The organism is Kribbella sp. NBC_01510, assembly GCF_045040325.1.
Lineage (GTDB): Bacteria > Actinomycetota > Actinomycetes > Propionibacteriales > Kribbellaceae > Kribbella.
In genome coordinates this window covers 4,629,513-4,649,135 of the sequence record NZ_CP109418.1, presented here as the reverse complement: position 1 = coordinate 4,649,135, position 19,623 = coordinate 4,629,513, and the positions used below count along the sequence as shown (strand labels likewise).

22 protein-coding genes and 1 pseudogene are annotated in these 19,623 nt (G+C 66.8%); 14 read left to right on the top strand and 9 right to left on the bottom strand.

The genetic code is table 11. The features are described from left to right. Positions 1-10 precede the first annotated feature (10 nt). The gene (locus OG558_RS23340) at positions 11-481 is read right to left on the bottom strand and encodes a hypothetical protein (RefSeq protein WP_405064869.1); all 471 of its coding nucleotides are present in this window, start codon (positions 479-481) and stop codon (positions 11-13) included. 677 nt (positions 482-1,158) lie between these two features. On the opposite strand from OG558_RS23340, the gene OG558_RS23335 reads away from it, so the two are divergent. The 4 genes from OG558_RS23335 to OG558_RS23320 all read left to right on the top strand — a co-directional run bounded on the left by OG558_RS23335 (position 1,159) and on the right by OG558_RS23320 (position 4,146). Then, positions 1,159-1,998, top strand: coding sequence for a DUF4397 domain-containing protein (locus tag OG558_RS23335; RefSeq protein ID WP_405064868.1), 840 nt, complete (start codon positions 1,159-1,161; stop codon positions 1,996-1,998). Beyond that, positions 1,995-2,669, top strand: coding sequence for a class F sortase (locus tag OG558_RS23330; RefSeq protein ID WP_405064867.1), 675 nt, complete (start codon positions 1,995-1,997; stop codon positions 2,667-2,669). Before OG558_RS23335 ends, OG558_RS23330 begins: the two co-directional genes overlap by 4 nt. A 171-nt stretch (positions 2,670-2,840) precedes the next feature. Then, positions 2,841-3,419, top strand: coding sequence for an RNA polymerase sigma factor (locus tag OG558_RS23325; protein ID WP_405064866.1), 579 nt, complete (start codon positions 2,841-2,843; stop codon positions 3,417-3,419). Beyond that, the gene (locus tag OG558_RS23320; protein WP_405072202.1) at positions 3,406-4,146 is read left to right on the top strand and encodes an anti-sigma factor; all 741 of its coding nucleotides are present in this window, start codon (positions 3,406-3,408) and stop codon (positions 4,144-4,146) included. The genes OG558_RS23325 and OG558_RS23320 overlap by 14 nt, the downstream gene beginning before the upstream one ends. Before the next feature lie 16 nt (positions 4,147-4,162). On the opposite strand, the gene OG558_RS23315 is transcribed toward OG558_RS23320, so the two are convergent. Continuing rightward, positions 4,163-4,651: a MarR family winged helix-turn-helix transcriptional regulator gene (locus OG558_RS23315; protein WP_405064865.1), complete on the bottom strand. Its 489-nt coding sequence runs from the start codon at positions 4,649-4,651 to the stop codon at positions 4,163-4,165. A gap of 71 nt (positions 4,652-4,722) precedes the next feature. Here OG558_RS23315 and OG558_RS23310 point away from each other — a divergent pair, with 71 nt between their 5' ends. Next, entirely contained in the window at positions 4,723-6,792 is a 2,070-nt protein-coding gene (locus tag OG558_RS23310) for an MMPL family transporter (protein WP_405064864.1), read from the top strand. 56 nt (positions 6,793-6,848) lie between these two features. Beyond that, complete coding sequence (locus OG558_RS23305) at positions 6,849-7,514, top strand: hypothetical protein (RefSeq protein WP_405064863.1); 666 nt, start codon at positions 6,849-6,851, stop codon at positions 7,512-7,514. Between the two features lie 521 nt (positions 7,515-8,035). Here the strand turns inward: OG558_RS23305 and OG558_RS23300 are convergent. After that, the gene (locus OG558_RS23300) at positions 8,036-8,347 is read right to left on the bottom strand and encodes an ATP-binding protein (protein ID WP_405064862.1); all 312 of its coding nucleotides are present in this window, start codon (positions 8,345-8,347) and stop codon (positions 8,036-8,038) included. Next, positions 8,344-8,931 (bottom strand): GNAT family N-acetyltransferase, encoded by a 588-nt coding sequence (locus tag OG558_RS23295; protein WP_405064861.1) that lies wholly within the window; start codon positions 8,929-8,931, stop codon positions 8,344-8,346. Before OG558_RS23295 ends, OG558_RS23300 begins: the two co-directional genes overlap by 4 nt. Positions 8,932-9,175: 244 nt before the next feature. On the opposite strand from OG558_RS23295, the gene OG558_RS23290 reads away from it, so the two are divergent. Both OG558_RS23290 and OG558_RS23285 read left to right on the top strand, forming a co-directional pair. Continuing rightward, positions 9,176-11,119, top strand: coding sequence for a hypothetical protein (locus tag OG558_RS23290; protein ID WP_405064860.1), 1,944 nt, complete (start codon positions 9,176-9,178; stop codon positions 11,117-11,119). A gap of 344 nt (positions 11,120-11,463) precedes the next feature. Beyond that, the gene (locus OG558_RS23285) at positions 11,464-11,664 is read left to right on the top strand and encodes a hypothetical protein (RefSeq protein ID WP_405064859.1); all 201 of its coding nucleotides are present in this window, start codon (positions 11,464-11,466) and stop codon (positions 11,662-11,664) included. 13 nt (positions 11,665-11,677) lie between these two features. On the opposite strand, the gene OG558_RS23280 is transcribed toward OG558_RS23285, so the two are convergent. The 5 genes from OG558_RS23280 to OG558_RS23260 form a co-directional block, all read right to left on the bottom strand. After that, positions 11,678-12,460, bottom strand: a complete 783-nt coding sequence (locus OG558_RS23280; RefSeq protein ID WP_405064858.1) for an IS630 family transposase — start codon at positions 12,458-12,460, stop codon at positions 11,678-11,680. Further along, positions 12,349-12,807, bottom strand: a complete 459-nt coding sequence (locus tag OG558_RS23275; protein WP_405064857.1) for a helix-turn-helix domain-containing protein — start codon at positions 12,805-12,807, stop codon at positions 12,349-12,351. The genes OG558_RS23280 and OG558_RS23275 overlap by 112 nt, the downstream gene beginning before the upstream one ends. 215 nt (positions 12,808-13,022) lie before the next feature. Beyond that, positions 13,023-13,529 carry a DUF6326 family protein gene (locus OG558_RS23270; protein WP_405064855.1) on the bottom strand — a complete coding sequence of 169 codons (507 nt, stop codon included), beginning with the start codon at positions 13,527-13,529 and terminating at the stop codon, positions 13,023-13,025. A 243-nt stretch (positions 13,530-13,772) separates the two neighbouring features. Next, positions 13,773-14,525, bottom strand: coding sequence for a DUF4386 domain-containing protein (locus OG558_RS23265; RefSeq protein ID WP_405064854.1), 753 nt, complete (start codon positions 14,523-14,525; stop codon positions 13,773-13,775). 32 nt (positions 14,526-14,557) lie between these two features. Next, entirely contained in the window at positions 14,558-14,899 is a 342-nt protein-coding gene (locus OG558_RS23260; protein ID WP_405064853.1) for a hypothetical protein, read from the bottom strand. A gap of 446 nt (positions 14,900-15,345) precedes the next feature. On the opposite strand from OG558_RS23260, the gene OG558_RS23255 reads away from it, so the two are divergent. The 6 genes and pseudogenes from OG558_RS23255 (at position 15,346) to OG558_RS23230 (ending at position 19,622) form a co-directional block, all read left to right on the top strand. Further along, entirely contained in the window at positions 15,346-15,612 is a 267-nt protein-coding gene (locus OG558_RS23255; protein ID WP_405064852.1) for a universal stress protein, read from the top strand. Between the two features lie 37 nt (positions 15,613-15,649). Next, positions 15,650-15,892, top strand: a pseudogene (locus tag OG558_RS23250) (FadR/GntR family transcriptional regulator); the annotation flags it as partial. 44 nt (positions 15,893-15,936) lie between these two features. Continuing rightward, positions 15,937-16,416, top strand: a complete 480-nt coding sequence (locus OG558_RS23245) for a FadR/GntR family transcriptional regulator (protein ID WP_405064851.1) — start codon at positions 15,937-15,939, stop codon at positions 16,414-16,416. Positions 16,417-16,566: 150 nt separating this feature from the next. After that, positions 16,567-17,175 carry a flavodoxin family protein gene (locus tag OG558_RS23240; protein WP_405064850.1) on the top strand — a complete coding sequence of 203 codons (609 nt, stop codon included), beginning with the start codon at positions 16,567-16,569 and terminating at the stop codon, positions 17,173-17,175. 168 nt (positions 17,176-17,343) lie between these two features. Continuing rightward, a complete protein-coding gene (locus tag OG558_RS23235) occupies positions 17,344-19,050 on the top strand; it encodes a long-chain-fatty-acid--CoA ligase (protein ID WP_405064849.1) in 1,707 nt (568 codons plus the stop codon). Between the two features lie 101 nt (positions 19,051-19,151). Continuing rightward, on the top strand, positions 19,152-19,622 hold the full coding sequence (locus OG558_RS23230) for a hemerythrin domain-containing protein (RefSeq protein WP_405064848.1): 471 nt from the start codon (positions 19,152-19,154) through the stop codon (positions 19,620-19,622). Position 19,623: the final 1 nt, after the last annotated feature.

Below are 19,623 nucleotides of genomic sequence, written 5' to 3'. Positions count from 1 at the left end.
GCAGCGGCCATCAGCTCGCGATCTTCCGTCCACATGCCCATCTCGACGCTTGAGCGAGAGCTTTGGTGAAGTTGGCGGATCCGATCCACAGCTTCTCAGGGACGAAGAACAGCTGATCGACCACATCTCCCGAGGGATGCTCATCGGTCCAGCCCATACGCCCCAGCAGCATGATCTTCGCGTGCACGATCGGGACCAGCCGGTTGCCGACTCTGCGGAAGCCGATCTCACGCACTCCACCAATGTCGACCTTGTCGACCCAAGAGGATGAACCTGGCCCGACAACCAGGGGCCGTCCGTTATGGCGTGGGGCCAGTTCAGCCAGCTCGGAATAGGCAGCCTGCGCCAGTCCACTCTCTTCCGCCAGCTTGGTGAGCATCTCCAGGCCGGGCCTTGTGTACTTGCCTTGCGGTTGCTTGGTGACCACCACACAAACGTTCGCCATGCGGCCGAGCACATCAAGGAGCTCCGGGTCATCCATCCACATGGCGCACCCAAGTACGCCGGGGCGCCAAGCCGGGCCTTTCGCCCGGAATCCGCCCGTGCCGGTACGTGATCGCCGGTACCCGATAGCCTCTAGGCCATTCGGCAGATGGCCAGGGTTGACTGTGTCCCCGGCGGACGTCGCGTCGGGGACACAGTGGCGGCAACCTGCTGGTCGCGCTGCTGCTCGGAACGTCCCCAGGCTCCCGCGTGCCGCACACACCGAATTGTGCCCCATCCTCCCAAAGGGCACTCGGGGTCGAGCCAGTCCCCCATCGATGCCCTCTGGATCAGGTGCGTTGGACGTAGGGCCTTGCGATGCCACCGGTTGCCGATGACAGCTGTTGCGTGGTTGTCAGGGCCGGTTCGGCCGCTGTCGAACTGGCCTACGCGCTTGCACGCGCCGACGTTCGGGTGACTTACTCGAGGCCCGGGGCAACTTTCCGGCGACCGTCCCGTCGCGATTCCACGGCGCGTGCGGTGCTCGACAATCTGGATCAACTCGGTCCGGCCGGCGAACCGCCGGCCGACGGCCTCCACGCGAGGGCCCTCCGCCTTCGAGACTCGGCAGCCCCACGCATCACCTTTCCACAAGTTTGCGCCGATGGTCGCGTCCGAAGCGGCAGTTCGGACGGAAGACAGGTCAAGAAGGCCCGATCCCCTAGGAGGGTTTCCATGTCTGTCCGTCGAGTCACAGTCCTGGCCGCGGCCGGCCTGTTGGCTGCCGGCCTGCCCGCGGCTGTCGCAGCCTCTGCGCAGGCCAAGCCGACTGCCACTGCGACCGTGTCGGTGTTGCATGCGGTGCCCGGTCCGACCGTCGACGTCTACGCCAATGGCAAGGCGCTACTGACCAACTTCAAGCCCGGGACGCTCACCGACCCGGTCAAGCTGCCTGAGGGTACGTACGACCTGAAGGTGACCGCGGCCGGCGCCGGAGCGAACGGCGCTGCGGTCATTCAAGCGAACGACGTCAAGGTCCCGGGTGGCGCCAACATCACGGTCGTCGCGCACCTGAGTGCCGCGGGCAAGCCGGTGCTGACGCCGTATGTCAACGACGTCTCGAAGCTCAGCGCCGGCCAGGCCCGGCTCACTGTTCGGCATGACGCCGCGGCTCCCGCGGTCGACCTCCGCGCCGGCGGCAAGCCCGTCTTCAAGTCCCTGACCAACCCCAACGAGGCGAAGGCCGATCTGCCGGCCGGCACTGTGTCGGCCGACGTTGTACTCGCAGGAACGTCGACGGTCGCGATCGGCCCGGCGGACGTGAACCTGAAGGAGGGCACGAATACGATCGTGTACGCGTGGGGCAGCGCGTCCGGCAAGACCCTCAAGCTGGCCGTGCAGACGATATCCGGCCTCCACGGCAACCCGTCCGGCATCCCGGGCGGAACCGGCGGTCAGGCTGCCGCGCAAAGCGGAGCGGACACCCCGCTGTGGCTGATCGGCGTCCTCGGGGTGACGGCGCTCGGCGTGGTGGGCTTCGGAACGGCAGCCGTCCGGAGGCGTGCCCGGTCGTGATCCGGATCCGCGGTGCGGCCGTCCCCGTGATGGCCGCACTCACCGTCCAGGTCCTGCTCTACGGCTGCGGGCAGGACACCACCTCAGACGAGCGGACGGAGGCCGCGGGACGAACGGTGGCGACCCCCACTACGGCCCCGTCCAGCCGTCCGTCCGCTCCCAACACCTCCCAACCCGGCACGGAGATCCACACCCGGGCGGCTGATCTACCCACCGCGACGCACGGTCCACAGCCGAACAGACTGCAGATCGACGCCGCGGACCTCGACATCCCCGTGCTCGCCGTGGGTGTCGCCACCGACGGCCAGATGGCGTTGCCGCCCAACCCGGCAACGATCGGCTGGTACCAGTTCGGGCCCGGTCCCAACGACGACCAGGGCTCCGTCGTACTCGGTGGTCACGTAGACAGCAAGGAGTTCGGCGCCGGGCCGCTGGTGCGGTTGCGAAAAGTGCGTGCCGGCGATCAGGTGACCCTGCGCTCTACCGACGGCTCGGTCGCGAAGTACCGGGTGCGAACAGTCGAAGACATCCCCAAGTCGGGCCTTGTCCTCGGAGAGGTGTTCGACCGCGACGGCGCCCGGCAACTGCGGATCGTCACCTGTGGCGGGCCGTATGACCACAACGGCGGCGGCTACCGTGACAACCTCGTCGTCACTGCGCTACCGGCGTGATGACCGGATGGCGCTCGACCGGGGGTGAGTGCAACCACCATGGGACCTCCGACTCTTCGATGGAAGGCGGTGACGAACGGTAGCGTGATGTCGTTGCGCAGAAGGCCTGAGCCTCCACAGCCCGCTCGCACTATGGACGGCCGTGGCGATGAATTCGCTAGAGTGCGGGCCGTGCCCAGTGTCGAGGCCGGCTTACCGTCGCCGGCCGATATCGCGAAAGGCTTCGCGGAAGGCCGCGAGGAGAGCCTCGCGGATGCCTTCCGGCACTGGTCCGGCCTCGTCTTCACCCTTGCCTTGAGGTCGCTGGGAGATCGGGCTGACGCCGAGGACGTGACTCAGCAAGTGTTCGTCTCCGCCTGGCGGGGGCGAGCAACCTTCGACCCCGCCACCGGTGAGCTCGGCGCTTGGCTGACCGGGATCACCCGGCACCGGATCGTCGATCGACTCGCGGCCCGTAGCCGCGATCACCGCAACGCCGAAGCGGCCGCCGGGCTCGCACAGCCCGCCACGGCGCCCGAACAGGTCGACGACGACGTCGTCGACCGGGTCCTGCTCGCTGATGAACTCGCCAAACTCGACGACCCTCGGCGAACCATTCTCCGGCTCGCCTTCTACGAAGACCGGACGTATCCGCAGATCGCGGAACAGCTGGCCCTGCCGCTGGGCACGGTGAAGAGCCACGTACGGCGCGGTCTGCTGCAACTGCGGGATCGACTCGGGGAGGTGAACGGTGACGATGCATCTCGATGACGAACTGCTGGCCCAGTGGGCGCTCGACGACGCCGCCCCCGACGCGGCCGCGTCCGATCACCTCCAGCGCTGCCAGCAGTGCCGCGACAGCCTGGCCGAACTGCGGGCGATCGCCGGGGCGAGAGGACAGTTGCCTCGCCTGGAGCTCCCACCACCTGACGTGTGGCAACGCGTTGGCGACGAGCTCGGTCTCGGAACCCGCCAGACGAGCACCGAGCAACCTTCGGCGCCAGCGGACCACGATTCGCGGCCGCCGCGCGAGACCGTCACACCAGTGCAGCCGAAGGGGCGCTTCCCTGGCCTCGCCCTGGCCGCAAGCATCGCGGCAGTCCTCGGCATAGGCGCCGGCGTGATCGGCACCCAGTTGGTCACCTCGAACGACGACACTCCCCCGCCACCGGCCGCGGTCGTCCAGCTCGAGCCGCTCGCCGGCAAGTCCGGCGACGGCACCGCCGACCTGATCCGGGCCGCCGCCGGCAGCCAGCTGAAGGTCACCGCCGATGGCCTGACCGCCAACCAGGGATTCTACGAAGTTTGGCTGATCAACGTGGACGGCAAGCGCATGGTCTCCCTCGGCGTCCTCGACCCGAAGGCAGGCGGAACGTTCCAGATCCCCGCCGATGTCACCGCGCAGGGCTACCGGATCATCGACATCTCCCTCGAACCCGACGACGGCAACCCCGAACACTCCCACGACAGCATCATCCGCGGAACTCTGCCGAGCTGAGCGTCGGTACGGCGGGTCAGCGGTCCTCCGAGGCCAACTGCTCCCGGTAGGAGCGGAACGATTCAATCGTGGCCGCCAGGTAGCGCTTCACGATTTCGAGTTCCTCCGGCGTGAAGCTCGAGGTGGCCGCGTCGTGGTGCAGACCCAGCGGCCTGAAGAAGCGGCCGGCGAGTTCGAGGCCGGATTGGTCGTAGTGGACGATGACCCGCCGCCGATCCGCGGTGTCTCGCTCCCGGCGCACGTGGCCGTCACGCTCGAGCCTGTCGATCAGGGTGGTCACGGCTCCGGTAGTGAGTCCGAGCTCGGCGGCGAGCCGGCCGGCCGTCATCGGCTGATCGTCACCGGCCACCAGGATTCTGATCAGTGCCTCGACATCGGTGCCGTTCACTCCCTGCCGTTGAGCAAAGACATGCCCGATCCGTTGGCCCTCCGCGACCAGGAGCTGGACCAGACGGACGAGTTCGCCCCGGTCTCGTGTCGGCCGCTCAGGCTTGCGCTCGCTCACTCCACCTCCTAATGTCTTGATTATCAAGATACTTGTTCATCGAAACTTACGGCTGCTGCTGAGGAGTCACTGTGCCAGGTTCAGGCTGGTTCCTTCGGACCCGGCTCGTCGCCTTCATCTTCGTCCTCATCGGGTTGGCCCTCGCGGCGGCCGCACTGCTGGCTCCGGCCGCGAAGCAGGCTGAGCCTCGGTCGTCCACCGGCCTGTCGACGTCCGCGGAGTCGGCGCAGGTCGAAGCGCTCCGCAAGCAGTTCCCCGGCGCGGACCAGCCGTCCGCGCTGATCGTCTTCAGCCGATCCGGCGAGACGGCCTTGAGCCCCGCGGATCAAGCCGCCGCCCGGGACGCAGCCGCGGCGGTCGGCGTCAACGCTCCGGTGCAGTTCTCCGAGAACGGCACAGTGGGGCTGGCGATCTTGACACTGCCCGCCGGCGACGATGAACAAACCGCGCGTACGGTTGACACGCTGCGCGAGGACCTCAAAGACCTACCCGCTGGACTCCAGGCATCCGTGACCGGCCCGGCCGCGTTCACCACCGACCTGACCCGCGTATTCGACGGCGCGGACACCCGGCTCATCGTGGTCACGGCGTGCGTGGTCGCCGTACTGCTGCTGCTCACCTACCGCAGCCCAGGCTTGGTGTTGATCCCGCTGGTCGTGGTGGGACTGACCGAACAGGTCACCACGAGCGTGTCCGAGCAGGTCTTGTCGCGCCTCGGTATCCCGGGAGGCGGCGCCGTGTCGGGCATCGTCAGCGTGCTGGTGTTCGGCGCAGCCACCGACTACGCGCTCCTCCTCATCGCGCGCTATCGCGAGACACTGCGCTCCGAGACCGAGCCCCTGATGGCCATGCGGATCGCCGTACGACGCGTGGCCGAGCCGATACTGGCCAGCGGCGGAACGGTCGTCGGCGCGCTGTCCCTCTTGCTGCTGGCCAGCACCGAGACGCTGCGCGGCATCGGCATCGGCTGCATCATCGGGATCATGCTCGCCGTCGTGTCGGGACTCGTCATCCTTCCCGCAGCCGTGGTCCTGTTCGGGCGCCGCATCTTCTGGCCGTTCGTACCACGAGTAGGCGACGCCCCTACCGAGGGCAAGATCTGGGGCCGCCTCGGCGCCCTGGTCGCTCGCCGGCCGGCGATCGTGCTGACGATCGCTACCCTACTGCTGGCCGGCCTGGCAGTTGGAACCTTCGGAGTCCGAACAGGGCTGGCTCAGAATGAGCAGTTCCGGGTGGAACCCGAAGCCGTCCGCGGCGCGAAGATCCTCGCCGAAGCCTTTCCGGCCGGCGCCACGGAACCCGTGCTAGTGATCGGCCCTGCACAGGACTCGGCCGCGATCGCCAAGATCATCAAGGGCGTCGACGGAGTCGCCGAGGTCAGGCCCGGCCACGGCGATGGCCAGCTGGCCGAGTACGACGTCATCCTGTCCGCAGAGCCTGGTAGCGAGGCCTCGTTCACCGTTGTCCGGGAGCTGCGGCAGAGCCTCGATCAGGTCGGCGAGCAGGTGCTCGTCGGAGGCGGCCCCGCCGAAAGCCTCGACGTCCAGGAAGCAGACCAGCGTGACCGCCTGCTGATCATGCCGCTCATCCTTCTCCTCGTCGGCGCCGTACTCGTCGCCGTCCTCCGCTCCCTGCTGGCGCCCGCGCTGCTGCTGCTGACCGTGATCGCGTCCTTCTTCGCCAGTTTCGGGGCGAGCTGGCTCGTGTTCGACCACGTGCTCGGATTCCCGGCACTCGACGGCTCGGTGATCCTGCTGGCATTCCTGTTCCTGGTGGCGCTCGGAGTCGACTACAACATCTTCCTCAGCACCCGTGCCCTGGAGGAGGCGCGCACTGCGGGAACAAGGAAGGGCATGGCCACGGCCTTGCGGGTCACCGGCGGCGTGATCACCAGCGCCGGCCTGCTCCTCGCGGCTGTCTTCGCGGTCCTGGGTGTGCTTCCGCTGATCACCCTCACCCAGGTCGGGATCATCGTGTGTGTCGGAGTGCTCCTCGACACCTTACTGATCCGTACCGTCATCGTGCCCGCCCTGGCGTTCCTGCTCGGCGAACGGTTCTGGTGGCCGGCAGCACCAGGACGCAGATCAGCCGAATCCGAGCGCATTGCCGTGCATCCGGTAGCGGCCGCGCACCGGAAGTAGAGAGTGACAGCGGCCGCGAACGGTGCGACCGATCCCCGCTCGAGAGGATGGTTCCGATGCGCACGATCTCAGGACGACTGACCCATCGGCTGACCGCGGCAGCGGTCGCTCTGGGAATGCTGGTCACCAGCGCGGTCGCGACGACAACCCAGGCGAGCGCCCACTCGCACTTGGGAAGCCGCAGCCTGTCCAGCGTCCTCGCCGCCGACGGCGACACATTCGATCGCAACTGGAACGACTACGACGTACTGACGCAGGCCGTCGGAGCGGTTCTCGCGGCCAAACCGAACAGCCCGGTGAAGGTTCTTGCTGACGGCAACGTCCCGTTGACCGCCTTCCTGCCGAGTGACCGGGCCCTCCGGATCCTGGCCAAGGATCTGACCGGCAAGTGGTACCGCTCGGAGAGCGCGCTCTTCAGCGGCCTCGCCAGTCTCCTCGGCGTGGACACGATCGAGGCAGTCCTGCTGTACCACGTCATCCCGGGCGTCACCCTCGACAGCCGGACCGCACTGAGGTCCGATGGCGCGAAGCTCACCACTGCCCTGCCGGCCGGAACGATCACGGTGGACGTCTTGAGCAAGCGGTGCCGCTTGATCCGCCTGATCGATGCCGACCGCAACGATGCGAACCCTCTGCTCAACCGGCGGGCACTCGACATCAACAAGGGCAACAAGCAGATCGCCCACGGCATCTGGCTCGTTCTGCGGCCGCTGGACATCTGACCCCGCCCCGGCCCCGCAAACGGGGACGCAGTTGCCTGGACCGAGTCCCCCCAATCCGGGCAACTGCGTTGCGGGCACCAATGCCAGCCGCACCGACCATATGTGGCTCGCCGGTGGTGACCTACCTGACCGGACTGGTATTGCCGCGCCTCATCGAGCGGCCTGATCACGTGCGTCGATCACCTTGAGCAGAGAGTTCAGGGACGTGACCGCAACTGCCAGCTAGTTCGGCCGTGCACATGATGATCGATGCGCCCGGGTTCGACTGCAGCAGCAAGCGTTAGCGTGGGGCGGGAGTCTCCGCACGGCCCGATCTTGCGGACAGCTGACCGGATGCCCCGCGACCGCGTTTCGGACGGCGCGCTGGCGCCGTGGCGCAAGTGAGTCTGGCGGCGCGCCAGTGGCGCGAGCAGATCCTGGAATAGGTAGACAACCGTGAGCACCCTGCTATGTGTCAACGACGGGTGAAAACGAACCCCTTTGCGCCCGATTGAAAGTGGACCCCTTGCTGGTTGTCATGGTCAGTCCTCGGTCGGGGTGGGGATTCGGCCGAGGTCGTGGTTCTTGAGTCGGTAGGAGTCGCCTTTGAGGGCGATCACGTCGGCGTGGTGGACGAGGCGGTCGATCATGCCGAGGCGTACCGCAAGTTCCACGCCGGCGAAGAGGACGTCTGGATGCCCTTGGGTCAGCTCGGGGAACGCACCGAGGTCTTGGCAGAGCAGTGGGCGGACCTGGCGAGCGCCTTCAGCGGGTAACCTCACGACCGCGTCCGCGCGGATCGCCGCAGATGCGTGCGTCTTCTTGGTATCTGCGGCGACTGCCGGCAGCTTCACAGCGCCAGTCTCATGACTGGCCGGGTGGCGTAGGTTCGTCCGATCTCGGTGAATCCCGCAACCAAGAACATCGCCATGGTCCCGGTGAAAAGGGCAGCTCCTCCTACGCGCGCGGCCTTCAAGGCGGCCACGTCGACCGGATGACCTTCGACAGCGGTCGCCCCGTGCACGCGGGCGAACTCGACAGCGGCCTGGAGCAGCGCCGATCCCACACCTGCACGCCTGTAGTGACTGTCGACGGCGAAGCAAGTCACCCACCAAACTTCGGGATCGTCTGTGAGCACTTTTGCCAACGCGCGGTTAGCAGCCACTCGGGGAAAGTCAGAACGTGGCCCGACCCTGGTCCATCCGACAGGTTGATCCTCGACATAGGCCACAAGCCCCGCCGGTACGGCGGCACGGGCGACTTCCTGCCGCAGCGCATCGCGGTTGTCACGCTGCGGTCGCGACGGGGCTGATTCCTCGGCGGCCGAGTGGAAGAAGAGGCGACACCAGCACCAGGAAGGATCCTCACCACGCCGGCCGAACACGCTGACCAGGTCGCTCCACCGATCCGCGGTCACCGGACGGACCTGCACCGACATGGACCCACCCTACGGATGAGGTCAGATGATGAGGAAGATCGTTGCGATCGATGCCTGCGTATGCCCGCACTGTTATGTGCTCGATGGGCCCGGAGCATACTGGCCGTAGGCGGTGCTCGCGTGCCGAAGGCCGGCAGCCTGGCACCTTGTGAGGCATGCGATGGCGACTGGTTTGGTTGGGCGACCGAGGTCACAACAGCTCGCGCTGGCAATCGACACTCTCCGCCGGGTACAGCGCTCACAGTTGAAGTCGTCTAAGGGCAAGTCGGTCATCGACGAGGTCTACGTCGATCCTCTGCCGAACGACGGCGCGCTTCGCAAGGTGCTGCTGCCGAACCCGACCCTGATCTTGGGACGGCGAGGCACCGGGAAGTCGACCCTCATCGAACGGGCGCAGTCGGTCCTCTCCCAAGACCGGCGAAGCCTCAGCGCGTACGTCGATGTGCGCGGCCTTTACCTGCAGACCGAAGTCACGCAGGAGCAGCTGGCAGCGGTCGCCGCGAGCAACCCAGGAGTGCCAGAGAGGGTCCTCGCCCGGGTGGAGCGCGACCGGTCCTTCATCGTCCATCTGCTGCGCAGCCTGCTCGACGATCTGCGACCGGACTTCCGCCGTCGAGCCTTGTTCCGCGGCCTGGAGGCGATGCTGGCCAAGGCCGAGGCGGAGGGCCGAGAGATCGACGTCAACGCGGCGACTGCGGTGGAGAAGAGCTGGACGAAGGGCGAGCGCCGCAAGCTGGGAGGGGGAGTCGGCGGGAAGGTCAACCCGCTGAGCCTGACCGTCGAAGGAGAGCTCAGTCGCGACCGCGAGTGGCAGGAACGGTATACGGACCTGGTGATCAAGGGCTTGGACCACCAGAAATACGTCCGAGAGCTCGGTGAGCTGCTGCGCGCGTCCAAGGTGGATCACCTGTATGTGTTCCTCGATGACTTCTCCGAGGTACCAGCAGGCGCGATGCGCACGCTTGTCGACACCGTGATCGCGCCGTTGAACAACTCGTCCGACTCTCCGATTCGGTTCAAGATCGCGGCGTACCCCTATCAGATCTATCTCGGTGCCATCGACCCCACCAAGATCGACGTGGTCGAGCTCGACATCGACCGCTTGTACTCCGGCCCACGGGGGGTCGCCTCGGTTGAGGCCGGCGGAGCCAACTTCATCTCGCGCCTCGTCTCGCAACGCCTGGCCGTCTACAGCCCGCGGGGCTCGATCGACACGTACTTCGACGGCGCGAAGAGTCGCACGTTCTGGCGTTCGCTGTTCCTGGCCTCTTCGGGGAACCCGCGAATACTCGGCGGCCTGCTCGACCAGGCTTACGAGCGGGACACCCTCCAGGGCCGCCGGATCAACGTCCTGACGATCGAGCAGGCCTCAGCCGACTACTTCAGACAACGCATCTGGGAGGGACTGGAACGACGAGCCCACTACCTCCAGGTCGCGCACGATGAACGCCGGACCATCGATCAGATCCTGGACCTCGTTGAGCGGCTCATCAGCGCCTCCAGGAACCTGTCCACCCCCGACGCCTCGGACCGCACCGGCCAACCACGGCCGGCGAGCCACTTCTGCATCGACGAGGCCAAGACAGGCGACCTGGCTTCGCTGGAGCTGAACTTCCTGGTCTCCAGGATCGCCTCGACCACCCGCCCTCGGGATGGCCGCCGCCAGGCGGTCTACGCCTACAACTTCGGGCTGTGCCGCGACCGGCAGATCGTCTACTCCAGTCAGAGCGACCACGACCAGCCGTACTACCTGAGTCCGCCATTCGACTTCACGCATCTCCTCAGCGACGGCGACGGGAAGGCGGCGTCGGTCTACCGCTGCCCGGAGTGCAACGCGGAGTTTCCGGTCTCGGAGAAGGCGCTGCTGGAGGCGTACGAGTACCTGTGCAGGCAGTGCAAGGAGGGAACGTGTCAACTGCAGAGCAAGAGCAGGCTGACTCGACGGCGTACTCGTCGCGACCCGAAGGTCCAGTTCTCCGAATTGGATCTCTCGGTGCTCGAGGAGCTCCGGTTCTCCCATCGCCCGCTGCGGCCCAAGGAGATCGGCGACGCCCTCGGCGTGAGCTACCAGCTCATCACGCGCCGCTCCGCTCAGCTGTGCGCCCGTGGTTATGTCGACTATGCCAGCGGCCGGCCCGTCACCATCAGTGAGAAGGGACGGAATGACCTCTTCGGCAAAGCCGGTTGAGTGACCCGTTGGCCTGCCACCGCACGCAACGAAAGAGCCAACTCCTGCGGCACCAAGATGGTCGCCCTGCGAGCGTAGCGCTAATGACCTGCGGCACGCTTCGCTCTTCCCCCGTCCTCCTAATGAGTGGGTAACAAGTCCCGGGCGGCTGTTGACGTCTTCCCGTCCCTTGGCCGCTCAGGCCTCCTATCAGGCCGACGCTACTAAAGCCCGGGACCTGTTCGCAGCACTAAACCGGTTCGGCGCGTCGGTCTTGTTGGCGGGCCGCCGGCCGGGAGTGTCGGTCGTGGTTCGAGCCCGCCCGCACGGTCGCTACCTCGTTCACCGGGAGCCTTCGAGCTCTGATGCACAGACCGGGGCCGTGGGGGTTCTACATCGGCTATAGCGGAAACGCCGCCGCGGCACGAGACCTGGTCCAACTGATCGTCAATGCCCACGTGGCAGATGACGCCTACGGCCCCGAACACCCCGACGCCCTGACCGCCCGCGCCAACCTCGCCGTCTGGACCGGGAAGGCCGGGACCGCCGCCGCTGCCCGCGACTAGTAGATCGTCGCAGCTAATTGTTTGGGTATAGGTGGCGGAGTTTGGTGCGTGCGTCGTGGGTGGTGAATTGCCAGTCGACCTGACGCTGGGTGGTGTTGGTGGCTTGCTGCCAGGCGGCGAGTTCGGTGTTCAGGAGGGTGAGGTCGGCGAGCCGGCGGTCCAGGCATTGGCGGGTGAGCGCGGACAGTTCGATCTCGGCGATGTTGAGCCAGGAGCCGTGTTTCGGGGTGTGGTGGATCTCGAGGCGCTGCGCCAACGCGAACGCCTTGGCCGGATCGAACGCCTCATAGAGCGATCCGATGGTGTGGGTGTTGAGGTTGTCCATCACCAGCACCACCTTCTCGGCGTCGGGGTAGTCGAGGGTGAGTAGCCGTTCGGTCTGGTGGGCCCAGTCGGTCCTGGTCCGCTGTGGCTGGGCGTCGACGCGCCGCCAGCCGGCCAGCGGCTCGACCCAGCAGAAGATCGAGCAGGTGCCGCGGCGGACGTACTCGCTGTCTTCCTTCAGGTCCTGTCCCGGTGCGGCGGGGATCGGGTCGCGGGCGTGACCCAGCAGCTGGTAGGGCTTCTCGTCCATGCACACCACCGGACGCGCCGGGTCGAAGCGGCGGGCGTAGACCGCGAGAACGTCTTCCATCGCGGCAGCGAACGGCGCGTTCGCCGTGGGTGGGATGGTCCAGCACTTCTTCAGATGAGGACGCAGCCTCGTTTTTTTAACACCCGCCCGATCGTGGAGTGATCCAGGTCCGGAATGTCCTCGACCAGCGCGACATGCCTTTCCAGCAACCGCAGCGACCACCGGGCATAGCCCTGCGGTGGCTGCGAGCACGCCAGCGCGATCAGCCTCGCCTCGACCTCGCCGGTCACCGGCGAGGGCACCGGCGGATGCTCACGCTGCTTGCGCGAGATCGTGGCGTCCACATCCCCGCCGGTCTCGGCGAACCGCTTGGCGACCAGCCGCAGCATCTCGGCCGAGACACCGACCCGGGCCGCGAGCACCTCCTGGGTATCGACCTCGCCCACCGAGGTATCCAGCGCGAGCAGCACCCGCGCCCGCCTGATCACCGCGGCCGGATGCACACCCGTCGTGGTCACCCGAACCAGCCAGTCACGATCCGCCTCGGTCAACACCACCGGACGCTTCATCAGCGAAGGCACGACAACAGTCCTGTCTGGCAGAGGGGAAGGAAGATCTGCCGGACCCAAACCTCCCAACCAGACCCCCCAGGACTAAGCAGCGACACGCTACTAGTTTGCCCTGAGGACACCTTTGGCAGCCCGCGGCCAGGTACGTGGGAGTCTGACCTCCTACTTTCGTCGCCAAGGCCTCTCCTTCTTTGAGCCTCCGGGTTTCCTGAGGCTCAGAAGCGGGTGTCTAGGGGCTGCCCGCGCACCTTCAGCGCAGGGTGCACTCGTGTGCCGGCCGGGGACTCGGCTGACGGGGCGGCGACAGCGTCGGTCGCCTTCGGCCAGGTCCACGCGTAGTAGGCGACACCTGCCAGCAGAGCGGCCTCGGCCACGCTGCCGAGGATGTAGTAGTTCCACTCGCCGATGGCGCCGCCTGCGATCGTGATGGCGTAGAGGACCGCCAGGACGATGTTCGCGATCCGCGTGACCCTCACTGGCAGAGTGAGGCTGAGGAACACCATCAGGCTGGGAATCAGGATGTAGATGGTCATGCCCAGCAAGAAACCTTGTCCGATGGTGAAGGCGAACATCTTGCCGGACTCGATGTCGGCACGCACGTCGCGTCGGAACAGACTGAACAAGTCCACGTACACAAAGACAAACAACGTGGATGCCCACAGTGCGGCGATCTTGATCCGTGGGTTGATCCAGTAGTCCTGGTAGTCGGTCGTGGCGGACATGATGACCTCCTAGCTGCTCGGGTCCGCGTCACCCGATGCCGGACACGGGCTATCCGCTTCCAGCTCAAGCCTTCTCTGTCGTTCCACGATCAGACAGAGGCGTAAGTCCCACCGTGGAACTGCCGTTCTTCCCCGGTCGGATGTCCAACGAGGAGAGGCCTGACTGCCAACTTTGCTGTCTCCGGGGCAAGACGGGATAACCAGTGGCCCGGCGGCCGGGCGGCACCGGTGGTTGACGTCCGCTCAATCAGCCGCAACCCGGGCGCTCTCTCGATCCGGCCGAGCGTGGTCGCGGACCCCGAAGACGACCAGGTATCCGACCATCCAGAGTTCACCGATGGTCGCAGGGACGGTCAGCAACCCGGCCACGAGATCGGCATTCGGGAACGCGTAGCTGACGAAGGTGTTGAGCACGTAGCCCACACCGCCCGCCATCAGGACCTGGCCCAACAACTTCGGCAGCCACCGCGAGCGCACCACGAGCCAGCCCATCGGGATCAGCCACAGACCGAAGAACAGGCCCGCTACTCCCCAGAGATGACCGCTGATGACGTACAGCAGCTGAACGGTGGCAGCCGCACCGCCGGACACGGCCAACGACCGGTCATCAGCGACGTCCAGGGCCGTGGCGAGCATCGCCGCGCTGCCCAGGATCGCCACCGCGTTGACCATCCCGAACACCGCGACCAACCCTGCGGCGAACATGTCGACGCTGCGGAACAGGCGGTAGAACCACACGGCCGCAAGGGCCTGGGTCAGCACGATGCCCAGCTCGAGCAAGATGCCAAGACGCGCCATCGACGTGTGTTCGACCAGGTTGGACAACGTGCCGCGGGGGTCATCGGCGACGTAGAGCCTGCCGCGGACAAGCATGAACCCGAGAACGCCGGTGACGGCCAGTCCGAGGTACAGCAGCCCGGTCGTGCGGGCGGTTCGGGTCAAGCCGGCGCCGATCACCTCGGGGGCCGATCCGGGCCCGGTGTGCGTCTCGGTCATCGGAAACTCCTCTCACGGGACACGGAGCAGGGTCAGAACTTGCCCAGTGCGATCTCCGAGAGCAGCAGGGCAACGGGAAGCAGGCCGAGAGCGGTGGCCAGCACGACCATCCATGACCGCTCGTGGTGACGGACGATCGCGACCAGGCCGGAGACGAAAGCCGCGACCGCGCACACCCAGATGCCCAGGCCCCACACGAGCTGGGCTCCGCTGTCGGTGTAGCTGTCGGCTGGTTCGACAATGCCGAACGCGAAGGAGAGCACGAGCAGGACGATGCCAGCGACGGAGAATCCTGCGAACATCATCGCCCGCCGGCCGACGCGGGATTCCGGCCACCCCCGCAGGTCGTGACGGATGCTCAGATGCTTGGTCATATTTCGAGTCTCGTCCTGGGGTGGCCCGGCCCCTAGGGTCCAAAGCCCTCCGGGGTCAAGTCCCTACACCCGAGCGGTCCTGGGCCACTTGGACGACAAGGCTTCCAGGCCGGCAACGCGCCCCCATCAGCCAAGTGCCTCGGTGTCCGTTCGCTCTGAGCTTGAGCCACCAGATCGCCTCAACCAGCTCATCAATCTCGACCCATCGATCCACAGGCCGCATACTCCCGGCTGGCCGGGGTCAGTCCTCCAGCTCGTTTGCGGCTGGTGACAGGGTTCTTACCGACACCCCCACTAGCCGGCCAGCGCGGCAACGCCTGCGAGGTACTGCAGAGGCAACTCACCGCGTGTTCGGATCTCGATCGGATCGGCGTGTGGAACCAGACGCAGCCAGGAGACGAGCCGGTGCAGACCGGCCAACTCCGAATCGCGGCGGACGCTCTGGCATGTCTACTCACTCGGCGCGGAACCAGACAGCCGTGAGGGTTTTCGTCGCCGTCCATCGTGTTGATGGAACCTCCTGGCCGGGCACTTCGCCTCTGTCTAGGGCGACGGCGCCGACCGACGATGGAATGAGACGGACCCGCGGACGAGGTGACCTGACCGGTCTGCTCTTGGGCTCTGTCAGCCAAGCCGTCCTGCACCACACCGCCCGCCCCGTCGCGATCATCCCGCACGACCGACGGCACCGCGCGACCGACGAGTCCCGATAGGAACGCTCACGGCGACGCGAAACGAAAGGATGCACGCATGAACAGATCAGCCGCCAACATCCTCTGCCACGGCCGCCGTTGCGGAACCGGCGCCATGATCTCCCAGACCGACGTCGTCGTCCAGGGCATCCGGAGCCTGATCGTCGAAGGCAAACTCCGGCCGGGCGACCGGCTGCCGGTGGAGAAGGACCTCGCCGGAGCCCTCGTGTCCAGGAACCCTTTGCGGGAAGGGGTTCGCGCCCTGTCGGTGATGGGGGTCCTGGAAACCAGGCAAGGTGCCGGAACATATGTCACCGCACTCGACTCTCGTTGCTGCTGGTACCGATGGGGTTCGTCGTGGATCTGCACGACCGCGGTGGCGCGCACCATCTGCACGCCTTACGACGGATGCTCGAGACCGAGACGGCTGCGCTGGCCGCCAAGTCGATCGGTCCGGACGACCTGACCGCGGCGGACCAGCTGCTGGGGCGGATCGAGGCCGAACTCGCAAGAGATGAGCCTGACCACGACGCGATCATCGACGACGACATCGCCTTCCTCCAGATCGTCGCCAGGGCCTCCGGCAACCCCGTGCTCGCGGCTTTGATCGAGGCACTCGGCGGCCGGACCATCCGCGACCGGCTATGGCGCTCGATCCGCCAGCACGGTGCCGACGAGGCCACTCACGCCGAGCACCGCTCTATCCTCGCCGCCCTCGCCGACCACGACCCGACCGTGCGCGAACCCGGATGGTCGCTCACCTCTTCGCCGTCGAGGACTACCTCCAGCAACGACCACCCGTTGGAACCCATCCCGGATCTCTGAGGACTGCCCGGAGCCGGTGACAGGGCCGAAGGTCCTTTCGGGCTCTCCGGTCGCCCCGATGCGGCAGGTCCCGTCGGCTCTGCCGTCGGACCGGCTCGGCGAGAAAGCTGTGAAGCAACTAGATATCACTTCCGGCTCGGGGAGGTCACCATGGCGGATCAGTTACGTGCACTCGTCGTCTACGAGTCGATGTTCGGCAACACCGAACAGGTCGCCCGGGCGATCGGGGCGGGGCTGCGCGAAACCATGGCCGTGGTCCTGTGCGCGGTTGACGACGCGCCCGCTCACGTGCCCGCCGACGTCGACCTGCTGGTTGTCGGTGGGCCGACGCACGCGTTCGGAATGAGTCGACCGACGACCCGCAGCGACGCAGCCGGCCACGGCCGGCTCATCATGTCGCCGGAGGCCGGGATCAGGGAATGGCTCGATCAGCTACCCGACGTGCAAGGCCTGTGCGCGGCCGCCACCTTCGACACCCGAATGACCAAGGTGCGCTGGATGCCGGGATCGGCCGCGCACGGCGCCGCCAAACTGCTCCACGAACGCGGCTACCCGCTGCTGCTGAAGCCCACGAGCTTCTGCGTCGTCGACACCTTCGGCCCGCTGATGGACGACCAACTCCTGCGAGCACACGAGTGGGGCAGCGACCTCGCCAAGGAACTGCTCGCCGGCACACGTCCGGGCATGACCCAGGCGTCCGGCCAACTCGATGCCCGTGACAACGGCTTGCCGACCGCGTCGAGTGCGCGCCCATCCTGATTGCGCGGCGCCTGGGTGGCTTCGCCGTCCGGGCCACAGTGCGCCGCCACGCGACTGGCGTGGCTCGCACCGGCTTCTTCAGCGCATGCCATCCAGCCTGGGACTTTCGCCTCATGACAGTCGCGTCGGCGGACGTAGGCTGGAAACGGTCGTACGGGAGGCATGGGTATGGACGACTTAGCCGAACGCCCCTGGGCAAAGAGCTATGCGCCGGGCGTGCCCCTCGATATCGAGGTCCCCGGTCAATCCTTGCCGGATCTTCTCGAGGAATCCGTCCGCCGCTTCGGCCCGCTGGTGGCGCTCGACTTCTTCGGCGCCACCACCACCTATTCGCAGCTGGGCGCGAAGGTCGCGAAGGCCGCGGAGGCACTGCGGCGGCTTGGCGTTCGCTCCGGGGACCGTGTCGCACTCATCCTGCCCAACTGCCCTCAGCACGTGGTGGCCTTCTACGCGGTACTGCGGCTCGGCGCCGTGGTAGTCGAACACAATCCCCTCTACACACGTGAGGAGTTGTCCTTCCAACTCGCCGACCACCGCCCCCGCGTCATCGTCGCCTGGGACAAGGTGGCCACCCTGGCGCAGGAGATCGGCAGCGGCCTCGGGGTGGCATCGGTGCTGTCGGTAAACCTGCCGTCGGAGCTTCCGGCCGCCAAACGGCTGGCCCTTCGCTTCCCTGTCGCGAAGGCGAAGAAGACCCGGGAGGCGATGACGGCGGCTGCGCCCGGGGTGCCGGCTTGGGAGCGCCTCGTGAGGCGCAGCCCGCCGCTCGCGATCGACCACCCTCGCCCGCTCCCCACTGATACCGCCCTGCTGCAGTACACAGGCGGCACCACCGGCAGGCCGAAGGCGGCGATACTCACCCATCGCAACCTGCGCGCCAATGCCGCGCAGGGCCGAGCCTGGATGCCGGGGCTGATGGACGGAGAAGAGGTCATCTACGCGGTTCTGCCGCTCTTCCATGCCTACGGCCTGACGCTGTGCCTCAGCTTCGCGATCAGCATCGGTGCGACGCTGGTGCTGCTGCCGCGTTTCGATCTGGAAATGGTGCTGGACGCCATCCGCCGACGTCCACCGACCTTCCTGCCCGCCGTACCGCCCATCTACGAGCGAGTCGCAAAGGCCGCCCAGGAGCGAGGGATCAACTTGCGGAAGGTGCGCTACGCCATCTCGGGAGCCATGCCGCTGCCGCCCAGCACAGCGGAACTCTGGGAGTCGGTCACCGGCGGAATCCTCGCGGAGGGTTACGGGATGACCGAGACCTCTCCGGTCGCGCTCGGCAACCCGGTCGGGCCGGCACGGCGGGTCGGGGCGATCGGGGTCCCCTTCCCGTCCACCGAGGTGCTGGTCGTGGACCAGGAGGACGACACCCGGGTGCTGCCGCACGGTGAGGCAGGTGAGCTGCTGCTACGCGGTCCACAGGTCTTCAGCGGCTACTGGGAGCGGCCCGAGGAGACCGCGCAGGTCGTCCTGCCCGGCGGATGGATCCGCACGGGCGACGTCGTCGTGATGGACGACGACGGGTTCTTCACGATTGTGGACCGCATCAAGGAACTCATCATCACCGGCGGCTTCAACGTCTACTCCTCGGAGGTGGAGGACGCGCTCCGGGAGACACCGGGAATCGCAGACGTCGCAGTCGTAGGGCTGCCGTCACTCGACAGTGGCGAAGAAGTAGTCGCGGCAGTCATGCTCGAGCCCGACGGCACCTGCGACCAGGAGGCCATTCGTGCCGCCTGCAAGGAGCGGATCGCGGCCTACAAGGTCCCACGGAGGGTGTTCGTGGTCGACGACCTCCCGCGTTCCTTCATCGGCAAGGTGCTCCGCCGCGAGGTTCGTACCCAGCTACAGGCCATGCTCGACTCAGACCGCAACTGACAGCTGCCGCGGAGACGCCATCGGCACGTGACCCACCTGTCATTTTACACGGAATTTTCTGTAGTAAAATCGAAGCAGATCAGACTGGGAGGCTGAGGACCATGTGCGAGCACTGCGGATGCCGGGAGGTGGAGCCCCTCGCCGAGCTGATGGATGAGCATTTCGTCCTGCTCGACGTGGCCGGGCAGGTTCGGCGGGGGCTCAAAGCCGGTGATGCACCAGCCGCGGTTGAGGCGCTGGCGTGGCTGGAGCAGCTTCTCGGGCAGCATGTCGCGCGTGAGGAGCGTGGGGTCTTCGCAGCGATGAAGGAGCAGGGCGACTTCGCGTACGCGGTCGACGAGCTCGAGCAGGAGCACGTGAGTTTCGATCAACGGTTGTCCAGCCTGGCTCCGGCTGCGGCGGGTTTCGCCGACGAGGTGCTCGCCCTGCTCGCCGAGCTTCGGGAGCACATCGACAAGGAGAATCTGGGGATCTTCCCGGTCGCGGTGGTGTCCCTGGACGGCACCGGGTGGGAGACGGTCAGCCGCGCGCACGCGGAGCAGCCGAGTTTCCTGACGACCTCCGCCACCTGAG

Bases quoted from the DNA above. Each gene is read 5' to 3' on its own strand.
- OG558_RS23275 (WP_405064857.1), bottom strand. From the start codon at position 12,807: ATGAAGCGTCCGGTGGTGTTGACCGAGGCGGATCGTGACTGGCTGGTT.
- OG558_RS23340 (WP_405064869.1), bottom strand. From the start codon at position 481: ATGGATGACCCGGAGCTCCTTGATGTGCTCGGCCGCATGGCGAACGTT.
- OG558_RS23235 (WP_405064849.1), top strand. From the start codon at position 17,344: ATGGACGACTTAGCCGAACGCCCCTGGGCAAAGAGCTATGCGCCGGGC.
- OG558_RS23265 (WP_405064854.1), bottom strand. From the start codon at position 14,525: ATGACCGAGACGCACACCGGGCCCGGATCGGCCCCCGAGGTGATCGGC.
- OG558_RS23335 (WP_405064868.1), top strand. From the start codon at position 1,159: ATGTCTGTCCGTCGAGTCACAGTCCTGGCCGCGGCCGGCCTGTTGGCT.
- OG558_RS23240 (WP_405064850.1), top strand. From the start codon at position 16,567: ATGGCGGATCAGTTACGTGCACTCGTCGTCTACGAGTCGATGTTCGGC.
- OG558_RS23270 (WP_405064855.1), bottom strand. From the start codon at position 13,529: ATGTCCGCCACGACCGACTACCAGGACTACTGGATCAACCCACGGATC.
- OG558_RS23245 (WP_405064851.1), top strand. From the start codon at position 15,937: ATGGGGTTCGTCGTGGATCTGCACGACCGCGGTGGCGCGCACCATCTG.
- OG558_RS23255 (WP_405064852.1), top strand. From the start codon at position 15,346: ATGTCTACTCACTCGGCGCGGAACCAGACAGCCGTGAGGGTTTTCGTC.
- OG558_RS23260 (WP_405064853.1), bottom strand. From the start codon at position 14,899: ATGACCAAGCATCTGAGCATCCGTCACGACCTGCGGGGGTGGCCGGAA.
- OG558_RS23295 (WP_405064861.1), bottom strand. From the start codon at position 8,931: ATGTCGGTGCAGGTCCGTCCGGTGACCGCGGATCGGTGGAGCGACCTG.
- OG558_RS23320 (WP_405072202.1), top strand. From the start codon at position 3,406: ATGCATCTCGATGACGAACTGCTGGCCCAGTGGGCGCTCGACGACGCC.
- OG558_RS23230 (WP_405064848.1), top strand. From the start codon at position 19,152: ATGTGCGAGCACTGCGGATGCCGGGAGGTGGAGCCCCTCGCCGAGCTG.
- OG558_RS23305 (WP_405064863.1), top strand. From the start codon at position 6,849: ATGCGCACGATCTCAGGACGACTGACCCATCGGCTGACCGCGGCAGCG.
- OG558_RS23285 (WP_405064859.1), top strand. From the start codon at position 11,464: ATGCACAGACCGGGGCCGTGGGGGTTCTACATCGGCTATAGCGGAAAC.